This is a genomic window from Natronospira sp. (assembly GCF_007134575.1).
GTDB classification, from domain to species: domain Bacteria; phylum Pseudomonadota; class Gammaproteobacteria; order Natronospirales; family Natronospiraceae; genus Natronospira; species Natronospira elongata.
The window spans coordinates 1-13,457 of sequence record NZ_SLKM01000048.1; the positions used below are offsets into that span (position 1 = coordinate 1).

The window sequence follows — 13,457 nt, forward strand, 5'->3', positions numbered from 1 at the left end:
CAAGGAGCAAGGAGCAAGGAGCAAGGAGCAAGGAGCAAGGAGCAAGGAGCAAGGAGCAAGGAGCAAGGAGCAAGGAGCAAGGAGCAAGAAAGGCCCTGCCAATCCCCTGTGGGAGCGGCTTTAGCCGCGATAAGGGGCAAATCGAAGCCCCATTCGCGGCTAAAGCCGCTCCCACAGCCGACCAGCAGCTAGCCTCTCGCACTCAGCACTCAGCACTCAGCACTCAGCACTCAGCACTTCAACCCTGCCTCTCATGGGCAATCGCCCGATGCCCGATATCCCGGCGGTAATAGACATCATCCCACTCAATCTTGTCCGCCAGGGCATAGGCTCGGTCGCGGGCATCGGCAATGGTGTCACCCAGAGCGGTGGCACAGAGAACGCGACCACCGGCGGTAACCACTCGGCCGTCCTTGTCGGCGGTGCCGGCATGGAAGACCTTTTCCATTCCATCTTCCTGCTGGGGTAGACCCTTGATCACATCGCCCTTGCGATACTCGCCGGGATAACCGCCCGCGGCCATGACAACGCCCACGGCGGCGCGATCGTCCCAACGGGCCTCGACATCGGCCAGGTCACGGTCCAGGGCTTCCAGGCACAGTTTGGCCAGATCCGAGCGCAGACGCATGAGAATGGGCTGGGTCTCGGGATCGCCAAAGCGGCAATTGAACTCCAGCACCTTGGGGCTGCCATCCGAGGCAATCATCAGGCCGGCATAGAGAAAGCCGGTATAGGGATTGCCGTCCTGGGCCATGCCCGACACGGTGGGGCGGATAACCTCGTCCATGATCCGCTGCTCGATTTCGGGCGTCACCAGGGGGGCCGGGGAGACCGCACCCATGCCACCGGTGTTGGGGCCGGTGTCACCATCGTCCCGGGCCTTGTGATCCTGGGAGGTGGCCAGGGGCAGAATATGTTCGCCGTCGGCCATGACGATGAAGGAGGCTTCCTCGCCTTCCAGAAACTCTTCAACCACTACCCGGTGGCCTGCATCGCCAAAGGCATTGCCTTCCAGCATGTCGTGGACGGCGGCAACCGCTTCTTCCACGGTCTGGGCAACCACAACGCCCTTGCCGGCGGCGAGGCCATCGGCCTTGACCACGATGGGGGCGCCACGCTCACGGATCCAGGCTTCGGCCTGCCTGGGGTCGGTGAAACTGTCGTAGGCGGCGGTGGGGATGCCGTGGCGGGCCATGAAGCGCTTGGAAAAGGCCTTGGAGCCTTCCAGCTGGGCCGCGCCCCGGTTGGGGCCAAAGCAGCGCAGATGATTCTCGCGGAAACGATCAACAATCCCTTCCACCAGCGGTGCTTCCGGACCCACGACGGTCAGCTCGATGGATTCGCGCAGGGCAAACTCCAGCAGCCCGTCGATATCGGTCGCCTGCAGTGGCAGATTGCTGATTCGGGGTTCCCTTGCGGTGCCGGCATTGCCCGGTGCGACGAAAACCTGATCCACCTCGGCGGAATGAGCCAGCTTCCAGGCCAGGGCATGTTCCCGGCCACCACCACCAACGACGAGTATTTTCATGATTCTTGCCTTCGGAGAACTTGGGGGTTAATTCACGGTTTTCGGATTCTATCATCCGGCTACGAGCTACGAGCTACGAGCTACGAGCTACGAGCTACGAGCTACGAGCCACGAGCCACGAGCCACGAGCCACGAGCCACGAGCTAGCCGTGCCTGCTCACCGTCCGTTGCTCGAAGCTCGTAGCTCAAAACTCAATGCCGGAAATGCCGCATGCCGGTGAAGACCATGGCGATGCCGTGCTCGTCGGCTGCGGCGATGACTTCATCGTCACGGCGGGAGCCGCCCGGCTGGATGACTGCCTTGACGCCGCGCTCTGCGGCGGCGTCGATACCGTCGCGGAAGGGGAAGAAGGCATCAGAAGCCATGGCGGCGCCGGTCAGTGACAGCCCGGCCTGTTCGGCCTTGATGGCGGCGATTCGGGCACTGTCCACCCGGCTCATCTGGCCGGCACCAATGCCCAGGGTGCGTCCCTCGCCTGCGTAGACGATGGCATTGGACTTGACGAAGCGGGCCACCTTCCAGGCGAACATCAGCTTTTCAAGCTCAGCCGCCTCGGGCTGGCGACGGGTGGGGAACTGAAGCTGATCCGGGCTGACAATGTCCACATCACGATCCTGGACCAGCAGGCCGCCGGCCACACGGCGATAGTCGTGCTGGCGAAGTGGTGCTTCCGGCCATTGGCCGCAGGCCATTACCCGGACATTCTTCTTGCCGGACAGGGCTTCAAGAGCATCGGCCTGGAAGCTGGGGGCAATGATGACTTCCAGGAACTGGCGGTCAACGATGGCCTGAGCGGTGGGCCCGTCCACTTCCCGGTTGAAGGCAATGATGCCGCCGAAGGCGGAGGTGGAATCGGTGGCGAAGGCGGCGTCGTAAGCCGCGACCAGATCCTGACCCTCGGCCACGCCACAGGGATTGCCATGCTTGACGATGACACAGGCGGGTTGCTCGAAGCTCTTGACGCATTCAAGGGCAGCGTCGGCATCGGCTACATTGTTGTAGGACAGGGGTTTGCCCTGGTGCTGCACGGCCGTGGTGATGGTGCCGGCCGGGGCGCGAAGGTCGGCATAGAAAGCAGCGGCCTGGTGGGGGTTTTCGCCGTAGCGCATATCGGCACGCTTGCGAAAGCTTGCCGCGTACTGATTGGGAAAGACCGGGGCGCGATCACCCTGCTCAAAGCGTTCAAGTGCGGCCGTCACGGCGGTGTCATAACGCGCGGTGTAGCCATAGGCCTGGATGGCCAGACGGAATCGGGTCTCGGCGCTGACCGTTCCCTGCTGCGCGTCAAGCTCCCGGCTGAGGGCATCGTAATCACCGGGGTTTACTACCACGGTTACTCGATCATGGTTCTTGGCGGCGGCGCGAATCATGGCCGGACCGCCGATATCAATGTTCTCGATGGCCTCTTCGAGGCTGCAGTCGGGCTTGGCCACGGTTCGCTCGAAGGGATAGAGGTTCACCACCAGCAGGTCGATGGCTTCAATGCCGTGCTCGGCCATCACCGCTTCATCCTGATCCCGTCGGCCGAGCAGGGCGCCGTGGATCTTGGGATGCAGGGTCTTGACTCGGCCACCCATGATTTCCGGAAAGCCGGTGACCTCGGCCACATCGGTCACAGGCAGGCCTTCTTCGCGCAACATGGCGGCAGTGCCACCAGTGGAAAGCAGTTCAACACCGTGACTGTGCAGGGTTCTGGCCAGATCGGCCACGCCGGACTTGTCGGAAACGCTAATGAGTGCCCGCTTTATGCTTTGCATGTTCATGGTCTGTTGCTGATGGCCCGGGGACGGGCGCTGTGATTGACACAAACCACCGGGACCCACGCCAGGGCGGGTCGGTTGGCGGTCAGGCTTGCGGCTGTCGTCGATTCAGTCGATCAGCCCGTGGGTTCGAAGCTTCTTGCGCAGAGTCGTCCGGTTGATGCCCAGTATCTCGGCAGCCCGCGACTGGTTGCCATCGGTGTAGCTGAGGACACGCCGCAAGAGCGGCTGTTCCACCTGCTGCATCACCATGGCATAGAGATCGTTGGGCGCGGTCCCGTCAAGGTCCTGGAAATAGCGTTCCAGAGCCTGATCAATCGCTTGACAGAGGGGAGCTGATTTATTCTCCCGGCTACCATTCAACACTGCTTTACCTTCGCTGTTGCCCCCATGGCCAGTCAGCCCGTCGATCGAATGATCCGGGGCTTCCTTGACGGCCAGTCCTCGAATGCTCATGCGGCGACTACCTCCCTTGCTTGTTCACCAGCGGATTGCCAGTGTCCACCGGCCAGCCAGGCTTCAGTCAGCGCCAGCTGTTCCCTTGCCGATGACAGACGAACCACTTGCTTTCTCCAGCTTTCCCCGTCGGGCCGGGTTCTGGAATACCAGCCCAAATGCTTGCGTGCGATGCGTACACCCGTGAATTCACCGTAAAACCGGTAAAGGTTTTCCAGATGTTCCAGCATGATTGCGCGGATCTCTTCCGTGTCGGGCGGAGGCAGCTTTCTGCCCGTTTCCAGATAGTGCACGATTTCGCGGAAGATCCAGGGGCGCCCCTGGGCAGCGCGACCTATCATGATGCCGTCTGCGCCAGTAAAGTCCAGTACTTCTTGAGCTCGCTCGGGAGAGTCGATATCCCCATTGGCGATGATCGGAATCGAAACCGCAGCCTTGACCGCGCGAACGGTTTCGAACTCCGCCTCTCCGCGATACATATCCACTCGCGTGCGGCCATGCAGAGCCAGTGCCTGAATCCCTGATTGCTCCGCAATCTGCGCAATGCGAAGGGCATTGCGATTGGATGGGGCTGGCCCTGTGCGGGTTTTCAGGGTCACCGGCACCGAGACGGCGGTCGACACGGCTTCCAGAATTCGGCCCACCAGTGCTTCGTCGGCCAGCAGGGCGGAGCCTGCCATGCGGTTGCAGACCTTCTTGGCCGGGCAGCCCATGTTGATGTCGATGATCTGTGCACCCTGGTCCACATTGAAGCGGGCCGCTTCGGCCAGTTGCTCGGGATCGGCGCCGGCAATCTGGACAATGATGGGTGCCCCCTCGCCGTCATGATTCATCCGCTGGCGAGTCTTGCGGCTGCTACGCAGGCTGGGGTCGGCGGTGACCATCTCTGATGGCGCAAAGCCTGCCCCCAGCCGTTTGCAGAGCTGACGGAAGGGCCGGTCGGTGACCCCCGCCATGGGCGCCAGCGCAACATTGTTGGGCATTTGGACCGGGCCAATGCGCAGCATGGGGTCAAGTCCTCAGGGCATGCAGTCATGCCGGCTTGCGGTGAGGGGAAGGGGGGGATTCTAGCGTTTTCGAGCGCCCCTGTCAGTGCCGATAGCTGGCGGCACCGCCCCGCTGGTGGCGACAGAGATAGGCCCCGTCTTCCTCCCAGCAGGCTTCCAGGTGAAAGCCCACCGCATCGTCTCCCGGGTCCAGCAGTTCCAACCGCAAAGCCAGTCTCGCGCCAGCCGCGATGGTGTCTTCCACCTCGGTTCCATGGACCCATTGCTCGGGCTGGAAGAAGCCCTGACCGCGACTCATTCCCCAGTGGTCCTCCAGGCGAACATAGATCGCCGGCAAGGGTTGTGCTTCGTCACTGGTGTTCTCCACCACCGCGGTGAGTCGCAGCACACCCGGGCGGTCGCTGCTGCCGGCGATGTCGGCGCGATGGATCTCCAGGGCAGCCAGGTCCCGGGGGACCGTCTCTGGCTGGCCGATGGCCTCATAGGCTGCGGAGACGGGGTCACCAAGGATTCCGTGTTCACTCCAGTAGTCCCGTTCCAGGTGGATCATCTGCATTCCCAGCAGCAGGAGTAGCGTTACGCAGCCGAAGGTCCACAGCAGTGGGCGACCGGGGGCTTGAGGGCTGCTTTCCTCGGGCGCCATCCAGTCGGGAAGTGTTTCCTCGACGGCAGGCTCTTGCTTGTCTTCGATGTCGCCGGCGTCGTCACGGGCCGGAGTATCCGTTTCAAGGTCGTTGCCGCTGCTTTCAAACAGATCCTGGGTTTCGGGGGCAGTGGCCTGGGCCGGTTTCTCCGTGGCCTCGGTTTCCCCATCCGGCAGGTCATGCTGCAAGCGGCTGAGGGCATTGAAAGTGGTGGTACACAGTGAACAGCGCACTTCACCCTCGGCCGCCCGAAGGTGGTCGGTGCGTACCCGAAAATAACTTCCACATTGGGGGCACTGGGTGAACATCAGCCGGCCTTAGCTTCCTGGGAATCGCGGTCTTCGTCGTCCAAGTCTACGCTTTTCGGCCGTGGAGCAGGACCCATTCTTCCTGGCGTTCGAATTCCAGGTCGGGAAAGTCTGGGCGATAGGCCGCGGCGACGTCCTCGGCCTGTTCCTGCAGAATGCCGGTCAGGGCGATCCGACCGCCGGACGGCAGCAGGCCCGCTAGTCTCGGTGCCAGCTCAATCAGCGGGTTGGCCAGGATGTTGGCTACCACCAGGTCCACCTTGAGCGCTGGACAGCTTTCCGGATCATGAACGCTGAGCCTGTCGGCGACGCCGTTGGCGCGGGCATTTTCCAGCGTGGCCTGAAGTGCCTGCGGGTCGTTGTCCACGGCAATGATCTCCGTCGCGCCCAGGCGGGCGGCACTCACCGCCAGAATCCCGGAGCCACTGCCATAATCCATCACCCGGTCTCCGTCACCCACGGTATCGGCCAGCCAGGCCAGGCACATGGCAGTCGTGGGATGGGTGCCGGTTCCAAAGGCCAGGCCGGGCGGGATGCGCACCACGGTGGCGGTATCGGGGATGTCTGATTCCTGTTCGCCGGGGCTGATCCAGAAATCATCACGGATGCGCTGCGGCCGGGCATGCTGGGACCAGACCAGGCTCCAGTCCCGGTCCTCCAGCACTTCGACTTCCCAGTTTGGCTGTTCATTGCCGGGCCATGCCGCAAGCAGGGCCTCGCCCAGTGTCTGGCCACCCCGCTCGGCGGGGAACAGACCCGAAACCAGGGTCTGCTGCCAGAGCGGGGTTTCACCCACGCCGGGTTCCAGCAGGGGTTCGTCGCCGGCGTCTTCCAGCATGACGGCCTGGGCACCCAGCTCTTCCAGGATTTCCTCTACCTGTTCCGCCGGCAATTCCGCCGTGCCGACGATCAGTTTGAGCCAGTTCATGAAGCAGCGGGGCTCATGCCTGGTTGTCCAGCTTCTTGTGCAGGTAGTGGATATCGGTACCGCCGGCCTGGAAGTTGCTGTCCGTTACCAGGTCCTGGTGCAGGGCCACATTGGTGCGAATGCCTTCCACCACGATCTCGGTCAGGGCCTGGCGCATGCGGCGCAGTGCCGATTCCCGGGTCTCGCCATGGGCCAGCAGCTTGCCGATCAGGGAGTCGTAATAGGGCGGCACGGTGTAGCCGTTGTAGATGTGGGAATCCACTCGGATGCCCGGGCCGCCGGGAGCATGCCAGTTGAGGATGCGACCGGGGGAAGGCGCGAAGCTTCTCGGGTCCTCGGCATTGATCCGGCATTCCACCGCATGGCCCTGGATCTTGATGTCGGACTGCTTGTAGGACAGCTTTTCACCGCCAGCGATGAGCAGCTGTTCCTTGACGATGTCCACGCCGGTCACCATTTCGGTCACCGGATGCTCCACCTGGACCCGGGTGTTCATCTCAATGAAGTAGAAGTTGCCGTCTTCATAGAGGAATTCGAAGGTGCCGGCACCGCGATAGCCAATTTCCAGGCAGGCCTGGACGCAACGATCACCCATGCGCTGGCGTTCTTCCTCGCTGATCCCGGGGGCCGGGGCTTCCTCGATGACCTTCTGGTGACGCCGTTGCATGGAGCAATCACGCTCACCCAGGTGAATGGCGTTGCCCTGGCCGTCAGCCAGTACCTGGAATTCCACGTGCCGTGGTCGCTGCAGGTACTTCTCCATGTAGACCATGTCGTTGCTGAAAGCGGCCTTGGCTTCGTTCTTGGTGGTGTTGATGGCCTCGATGAGGTCTTGCTCTTCATGCACCACCCGCATGCCACGACCGCCGCCGCCACCGGCAGCCTTGATCAGGACCGGGTAACCAATCTCGGCGGCAATGCGCAGGTTTTCCCGATCATCATCACCCAGGGCGCCGCCGGAACCGGGAACGGTGGGCACTCCCGCCTCCTTCATGGCTTCAATGGCGGATACCTTGTCGCCCATCAGGCGGATCGTTTCCGCCTTGGGGCCGATGAAAACGAACCCGCTCTTTTCCACCCGCTCGGCGAAATCGGCATTCTCGGAAAGGAAACCGTAGCCGGGATGGATGGCCTTGGCGTCGGTGACTTCCGCCGCGCTGATGATGGCCGGCATGCTGAGGTAGCTTTCCGCCGAGGACGGCGGGCCAATGCAGACCGATTCATCGGCCAGCAGCACATGTTTTTGATCGCTATCTGCCGTGGAATGTACCGCCACGGCTTCGATGCCCAACTCGCGGCAAGCGCGCAGTACGCGCAGGGCGATTTCACCGCGGTTGGCAATGAGAACCTTGTCCAGCATGGAGTCTTTTCCTGTCGCTAGTCTGTGTCAGGCCGTGGGCCGTTCTTAGGACGTACCCCCAGTTGCGGTTAATCAGCCAATCACGAACAGCGGCTGCCCGTACTCCACCGGCTCGCCGTTTTCCACCAGGATCGCCTTGATGGTGCCGGACTTGTCGGCTTCGATCTGGTTCATCATTTTCATTGCTTCGACAATGCAGATGGTGTCGCCTTCCTTGACCTGCTGCCCCACTTCCACAAAGGGCTTGGAAGTGGGGGAAGGGGCCCGATAGAAAGTGCCCACCATGGGTGATTCCACCTTGTGACCGGCCGGAATGTCATCGCCGGCGTCATCAGCGGCAGCACCGTCATCCGCGGGCGCCGGACTCTGCTGGGCAGCCTGCGGCGCCGGAGCCGGGGCGGGAGGCGCGGCATAGTATTGCGGTTGGGCATTGGGCTGGTGGCGACTGATGCGGACCGATTCCTCGCCTTCGGTGATTTCGATCTCGGAGATGCCCGATTCCTCGAGCAGTTCGATCAGGCGCTTGACCTTTCTGATATCCATTGGTGCTCCCAGGGTCTTGTGTTCAGGATGATCGGAAACGCTGGTCCAGCGCCCGCAGGGCACATTCATAGCCCAAGGCGCCGAGACCGGAAATGCTTCCGATGGCGATGTCGGAGAAATAGGAAACCTGCCGGAACGATTCACGGGCAAAGGGATTGCTGAGATGGACTTCCACCATCGGCAGCGCGCTGGCGAGGACGGCATCTCGCAGGGCGATGCTGCTGTGGGTAAAGGCGGCGGGATTGAGGATCAGGCCATCGATCTGTGCGTCGGCCGCCCGATGAATCCGCTCGATCAGGGCGTGTTCGGCGTTGCTCTGAAAGCTGTCCAGCTGGTGGCCGAGATCCTCAGCCAGTTGTCGCAGGCGGGACTCGATCTCCGCCAGGGTGCTGTGGCCGTAGTGCGACGGCTCACGCTGCCCGAGGCGGTCGAGATTGGGGCCATTGACAACCAGAATGCTCGCCAAGACACGCGCTCCATTACCCAGAATTCCCGATTCATTCCCTGATCAAGGCCGGATGGCATCCTTTTCGGCGCTGATCGGCACCGTATCCGGGCAGGTTCGATAACGGGCAATTGTGGATCATCGTGGACGGCTTGTCCACGGTGTGGGCGGGAAATTTTGACAATTCGCCGACATTCGGGGCATATCGCCCCGTTATGTCAACAATCCGCTTGTGTGCCGACTCACTCGGCGTTCTGCCCTTCCAGGGCCGGGGCGAGCAGGGGCGGAACATCTTCGTCCACGATCAGGCCCAGATGGAAGTTCACGATCTTCCCGTTCCGGTCCACCACGAAAGTATGGGGCAGGCCGAGAGTGCTGCTGCCGAAGGCCTCGAGTACTTCCAGGGTTTCATTTTCCCCCACCATCAGGGGGTAATTGATGCCGTAGTCCTCGGCGAAGCGGATGACCGGCTCCGCCTCGTCCAGGGCAATGCCCAGCACGGTAACCCCCTGGTCGGCATAGTTCTCCTGCAGCTCCACCAGTAGTGGTACCTCTTCCCGACAGGGCGCACACCAGGTCCCCCAGAAATTGATCACCAGGATATCGCCTTCCCACTCGTCGACATGGCGTTCATTGCCTTCGGGATCAGGCATGGAGAAGCTGGGCAACTCTTCTGCCAGGCCGCGCTCGGGCGGCGCCTCGGGCGGCGCCTCGTTATTGCCGGCGGTGAACCAGTGGTAGGCGCCGAAACCAAGGATGCCGGCACCAATCATCAGGCCAATCAGGAGGGGAAGGGCAGTATCTCTCATTGCGAATTCATCCTTGCCTGGAAGTCTTCCTGGACCCGAGCCAGGTGGCGGTCAAATTCGCCTGGTGCCATGAAGCCCACCAGGCGCAGGGAGCGGATTTCCTCTCCCCGGTGATCAAAGAACAGGATGGCCGGGGGGCCGAAGAGTTCGTGGGCTTCGAGCAGTTCCCGGTGGTCTTGCGTGTAGTCGGTGACATCCGCCTTCAGCAGGTCGAAGCGCTCCAGCCGATCGCGGACGTCCGGATCGGTGAAGGTTCGCCGTTCCATGCGGACACAGTCCACGCACCAGTCGGCATAGAACTCCAGCATCAGCGGGCGATTGCGTTCCTCATCCAGATTGCTGGACAGTTCCGGCTGGCTGCCAATCATGGCAAAGGCGGGGGCGGTGGTCCCGCTGCCCGATCCCAGTTCTGTCAGCAGGCTGCCTTGCATGGGTCGCAAGGGGTCTTTGCCGCCCAGTGCGGCGGCAAGCAGCAGGACCATGCCCCAGGCCAGGATCAACAGGCCGGCACCCTTGCGGAAGCGGCGCCAACCGCCGGCGGCGGCATTGAGGTTATCCAGTGCGCCCAGATAGACCCCCGCCATGACCAGCAGTGCGGACCACAGCAACAGGCCGGCAGCGGCGGGCAGGATCCGCTCCAGCATCCACACGCCCACGGCCAGCAGCAGGAAGCCGAAGACGATTTTCACGGCATTCATCCACGGGCCGGTGCGGGGCATCAGGCGCCCGGCGGAGGTGCCCACTACCAGGAGCAGGATGCCCATGCCCATGGACATGGAGAACAGGGCCAGGCCACCGCGCACGGCGTCACCGGTCTGGCCAATGACCAGCAGGGCACCGGCCAGCGGTGCGGCCACACAGGGCCCGACGATCAAGGCGGAGAGAAAGCCCATGGCGCCGACGCCGGTGTAGTTGCCCGCCTGCTGTCGACTGGAGAGCCGGGAGAGGGCGTTCTGGAGGCTCTGGGGAACCTGCAACTGATAGAAGCCGAACATGGACAGGGCGAGCAGACCGAACACCAGGGCAAAAGTTACCAGTACCGCCGGATGCTGGAGGGCGGCTTGCAGGTTATGGCCCAGCAGGCCTGCGGCAACCCCGGCGGTGGTGTAGGTCAGGGCCATGGCCAGCACGTAGGTCAGGGAGAGGCCGAAGGCCCTTCGGGTGCTGACCCGTTCACCCTGGCCAAGAATCAGGCTCGAGAGAATGGGCACCATGGGCAGCACGCAGGGGGTGAAGCTCAAAAGCAGGCCGAAGCCGAAGAAGATCAGCGCGATCAGGGCCGGGTGGCCGTCGGCCACCAGACCGGCCAGGCGGTCCTGGTCGGAGGCGCCCGTCGGCGCTTCTACCGAGGGCTGCTCAGCATCCTGGCCAGCACCGCCGGATGCCAGAACCACCGGGCTGTCCCGATCCATTGGCGGATAGCAGAGGCCGGCATCGGCGCAGCCCTGGAAGCGGACATTGAGCATCACTTCCTGGCCGGGTTCCCCGCCCTCCACCGGAATCTCAATGACCGCTCGGCCACGGTGGACCAGACTTTCGCCGAAAAACTCGTCTTCAATCAGTTCCGCCTCGGGATAGATCGGCTCGCCCAGGCTCAGCCCCTCGGTCGGGGTGGTGAAATCGAAGCGGTGCTGATAGAGGTAGTATTCCTCGGCCACCGTCCACTCCACCTGCAAGGTGGATTCGTCAGGGGAGTGGACCGCCATCACGAAGGCTTCGTCCGGATGCAGGAAATCGCCGCCGGACATGCCGGGGACATCCAGACCCTGACTGAATGCAGAGCCCGTGGAGAGCAGGATCAGGGTTAAGGCGGTGAGCAGAGCCCGCCAGCTGTGTGTGAGACGGGCTTTTTTCATGGGCGGGTTTCGGCGCTTAGCCAATCCAGGTAGCTGTTCAGCCCGGCCTCGATGGGAAGGGCAATGACTTCCGGGACTTCATAGGGGTGGAGTTCGGGAATCCTCTGGATCAAGGCCTCCCGCCGGTCCTTGGCGGTCTTGATCACCAGCAGGCATTCTGGGTCCGTCTCCACCTTTCCCTTCCATTCGTAGATCGAGGTCAGGCCGGGAATGAGGTTGGCACAGGCGGCCAGCTTTTCCGCCACCAGCGCGCCGGCGATCCGACGGCCGCTGTCCTCGTCCGGGCAGGTACAGAAAATGACGCAATGCTCTGACATGGGTCGGTCCCGATTGCTGGTAATGGATGCAGACGGATTGCGGTCCATATGCAGGCGGGGAGGATAACGCGCCAGGCTGAACTGTGCCAGGGCCGCCCCCAGCAGGGCGAGACTGCGTCTCAGTCCTGATTCGCGAGCGCTTCCGCTTCCAGTCGGTGGCCGTTGCGGAACAGGATCAGGCGCTTGCCCGCCTGGCCGTCATCGGTTTCGGAGAAGACCAGCTCCAGGGGCTGGTTTCGGTGGAAAAAACGACCGTCCGGTGCCGGGTAAAGCGGGCGGCTGGGTCCATCGCCACTGCTCAGTAGGAGCCGGTCCCGATCTGCCTGGATGTGAATATCCTCGTCCGCGCCAATCCGGTAGATGCCGGCGTAGCGCTGAAGTTCCGCGGCGGGCCGCTGGGCGACTTCCCGTGAAGCCTTGCTCTCGGTGCGATGCATCCGGTGACCAAGCTGGACCGCCCCATTGGGGGTTTCAATGCGTAGCTGATCGACGGCGCCATCTTCCCCGGCCAGGAAGTGGACTTCGGAATCCACCCCCCGGGTGAAAAAACGCTGACCATTGATGGAATACAGTCGAAGCGGGGGACGGCCGGGGGCCCGAATGAACAGGTCCGCGTCACGCTGGCGGACTGTCACGACGAAACCCGGTGCCATCTGATAACGGCCGACGTAGAGGGCACCGAGGTCTCGGTCCAGCGGTTGTCCCTCGCGCAATGGGGGGAGTCCCTCGCCATTGCCTTCCAGGGTGGCGAAGCCCAGGGATTCAAGGTTGGTGCCGGTATTCGACAGCACCACCACGGAGCGCTCCTGATCACGGTCAAAGGCCGCGAAGGCTGAGTAGCCGGCAGTTCGCCCGCTGTGCCAGAAAATTTGCCGGCTATCGTCCTCAAAAAGCTGCCAACCCAGGCCCATGCCATAACCATGGTCCCCCAGATTCATTTGTGGCCGGGTGATCAGTGCCAGGGCATCGGCCAGCGGGCCGCTGGGATCACGATTCAGTTCGACCCAGCGCAGCAGATCCCGGGCACTGGCCTTGAGGCCGGCGGCGGGCTTGAACGCCGACAACTCCCAGGACGGGGCGCTGTTGAGGTCGTAATCGTGGCCGGGCGTCAGCTGATCGAGTATGCGGTCCCGCGGTCGGGCGGCAATCTCGTCCAGTGCCAGCGGTGCCAACAGCGCCTCTTCCACCTGTGTGGCGAAATCACTGTCTGCATATTCCGCCAATAGTTGTCCGAGCAGCGCGTAGCCGAGGTTGGAATAGGCGAAGTGCTTGCCGGGTTCACCGGCCAGCGGATGTTGCTCCAGGAAGGCATTCAGCCGCTCCGGGGTGTAGCTTTCAAACATCCGGAGAGGATCATTGGGGTCGAGATCGTCCGGTGTGTTGGGCAGGCCGCTGACATGGGTGGCCAGTTGCCACAGGGCAACCTCTTCGCGGAGGCGGCGGTCGAGGCGGGAGTCATCGGGCAGCAGGCGATTAACCGGATCGTCCAGGGACA

General features: G+C 62.8%; 13 protein-coding genes. All 13 read right to left on the bottom strand.

Annotation, left to right across the window (positions count from 1 at the left end):
• Positions 1-238 precede the first annotated feature (238 nt).
• Positions 239-1,528: a phosphoribosylamine--glycine ligase gene (purD, locus tag ACJWXQ_RS01805; RefSeq protein ID WP_346052020.1), complete on the bottom strand. Its 1,290-nt coding sequence runs from the start codon at positions 1,526-1,528 to the stop codon at positions 239-241.
• Between the two features lie 192 nt (positions 1,529-1,720).
• Positions 1,721-3,286 (bottom strand): bifunctional phosphoribosylaminoimidazolecarboxamide formyltransferase/IMP cyclohydrolase, encoded by a 1,566-nt coding sequence (gene purH / locus ACJWXQ_RS01810; RefSeq protein ID WP_346052023.1) that lies wholly within the window; start codon positions 3,284-3,286, stop codon positions 1,721-1,723.
• A 111-nt stretch (positions 3,287-3,397) separates the two neighbouring features.
• Positions 3,398-3,745 carry a DNA-binding transcriptional regulator Fis gene (fis, locus tag ACJWXQ_RS01815; protein WP_346052019.1) on the bottom strand — a complete coding sequence of 116 codons (348 nt, stop codon included), beginning with the start codon at positions 3,743-3,745 and terminating at the stop codon, positions 3,398-3,400.
• Positions 3,742-4,752 carry a tRNA dihydrouridine synthase DusB gene (gene dusB, locus ACJWXQ_RS01820; protein WP_346052018.1) on the bottom strand — a complete coding sequence of 337 codons (1,011 nt, stop codon included), beginning with the start codon at positions 4,750-4,752 and terminating at the stop codon, positions 3,742-3,744. Before dusB ends, fis begins: the two co-directional genes overlap by 4 nt.
• Positions 4,753-4,834: 82 nt before the next feature.
• Positions 4,835-5,704, bottom strand: a complete 870-nt coding sequence (locus tag ACJWXQ_RS01825; protein WP_406672033.1) for a zinc-ribbon and DUF3426 domain-containing protein — start codon at positions 5,702-5,704, stop codon at positions 4,835-4,837.
• Between the two features lie 46 nt (positions 5,705-5,750).
• Positions 5,751-6,632, bottom strand: a complete 882-nt coding sequence (prmA, locus tag ACJWXQ_RS01830; RefSeq protein WP_346052016.1) for a 50S ribosomal protein L11 methyltransferase — start codon at positions 6,630-6,632, stop codon at positions 5,751-5,753.
• A gap of 13 nt (positions 6,633-6,645) precedes the next feature.
• Complete coding sequence (gene accC / locus ACJWXQ_RS01835; protein ID WP_346052015.1) at positions 6,646-7,992, bottom strand: acetyl-CoA carboxylase biotin carboxylase subunit; 1,347 nt, start codon at positions 7,990-7,992, stop codon at positions 6,646-6,648.
• Positions 7,993-8,064: 72 nt separating this feature from the next.
• Positions 8,065-8,535: an acetyl-CoA carboxylase biotin carboxyl carrier protein gene (gene accB, locus ACJWXQ_RS01840; protein WP_346052014.1), complete on the bottom strand. Its 471-nt coding sequence runs from the start codon at positions 8,533-8,535 to the stop codon at positions 8,065-8,067.
• Between the two features lie 22 nt (positions 8,536-8,557).
• Entirely contained in the window at positions 8,558-9,001 is a 444-nt protein-coding gene (gene aroQ / locus ACJWXQ_RS01845; protein ID WP_346052013.1) for a type II 3-dehydroquinate dehydratase, read from the bottom strand.
• A gap of 221 nt (positions 9,002-9,222) precedes the next feature.
• Positions 9,223-9,789 carry a TlpA disulfide reductase family protein gene (locus ACJWXQ_RS01850; RefSeq protein WP_346052012.1) on the bottom strand — a complete coding sequence of 189 codons (567 nt, stop codon included), beginning with the start codon at positions 9,787-9,789 and terminating at the stop codon, positions 9,223-9,225.
• A complete protein-coding gene (dsbD, locus tag ACJWXQ_RS01855; protein WP_346052011.1) occupies positions 9,786-11,645 on the bottom strand; it encodes a protein-disulfide reductase DsbD in 1,860 nt (619 codons plus the stop codon). Before dsbD ends, ACJWXQ_RS01850 begins: the two co-directional genes overlap by 4 nt.
• A complete protein-coding gene (cutA, locus tag ACJWXQ_RS01860; RefSeq protein ID WP_346052010.1) occupies positions 11,642-11,962 on the bottom strand; it encodes a divalent-cation tolerance protein CutA in 321 nt (106 codons plus the stop codon). The genes dsbD and cutA overlap by 4 nt, the downstream gene beginning before the upstream one ends.
• 119 nt (positions 11,963-12,081) lie before the next feature.
• The coding region (locus ACJWXQ_RS01865; protein WP_406672034.1) for a serine hydrolase at positions 12,082-13,457 on the bottom strand (1,376 nt) is incomplete at its 5' end.

What these genes read in the sequence shown, in the direction of transcription:
- ACJWXQ_RS01825 (WP_406672033.1), bottom strand. Translation starts at nt 5,704, where the DNA reads ATGTTCACCCAGTGCCCCCAATGTGGAAGTTATTTTCGGGTACGCACC.
- purD (WP_346052020.1), bottom strand. Translation starts at nt 1,528, where the DNA reads ATGAAAATACTCGTCGTTGGTGGTGGTGGCCGGGAACATGCCCTGGCC.
- prmA (WP_346052016.1), bottom strand. Translation starts at nt 6,632, where the DNA reads ATGAACTGGCTCAAACTGATCGTCGGCACGGCGGAATTGCCGGCGGAA.
- accB (WP_346052014.1), bottom strand. Translation starts at nt 8,535, where the DNA reads ATGGATATCAGAAAGGTCAAGCGCCTGATCGAACTGCTCGAGGAATCG.
- cutA (WP_346052010.1), bottom strand. Translation starts at nt 11,962, where the DNA reads ATGTCAGAGCATTGCGTCATTTTCTGTACCTGCCCGGACGAGGACAGC.
- ACJWXQ_RS01850 (WP_346052012.1), bottom strand. Translation starts at nt 9,789, where the DNA reads ATGAGAGATACTGCCCTTCCCCTCCTGATTGGCCTGATGATTGGTGCC.
- purH (WP_346052023.1), bottom strand. Translation starts at nt 3,286, where the DNA reads ATGCAAAGCATAAAGCGGGCACTCATTAGCGTTTCCGACAAGTCCGGC.
- accC (WP_346052015.1), bottom strand. Translation starts at nt 7,992, where the DNA reads ATGCTGGACAAGGTTCTCATTGCCAACCGCGGTGAAATCGCCCTGCGC.
- dusB (WP_346052018.1), bottom strand. Translation starts at nt 4,752, where the DNA reads ATGCTGCGCATTGGCCCGGTCCAAATGCCCAACAATGTTGCGCTGGCG.
- dsbD (WP_346052011.1), bottom strand. Translation starts at nt 11,645, where the DNA reads ATGAAAAAAGCCCGTCTCACACACAGCTGGCGGGCTCTGCTCACCGCC.
- fis (WP_346052019.1), bottom strand. Translation starts at nt 3,745, where the DNA reads ATGAGCATTCGAGGACTGGCCGTCAAGGAAGCCCCGGATCATTCGATC.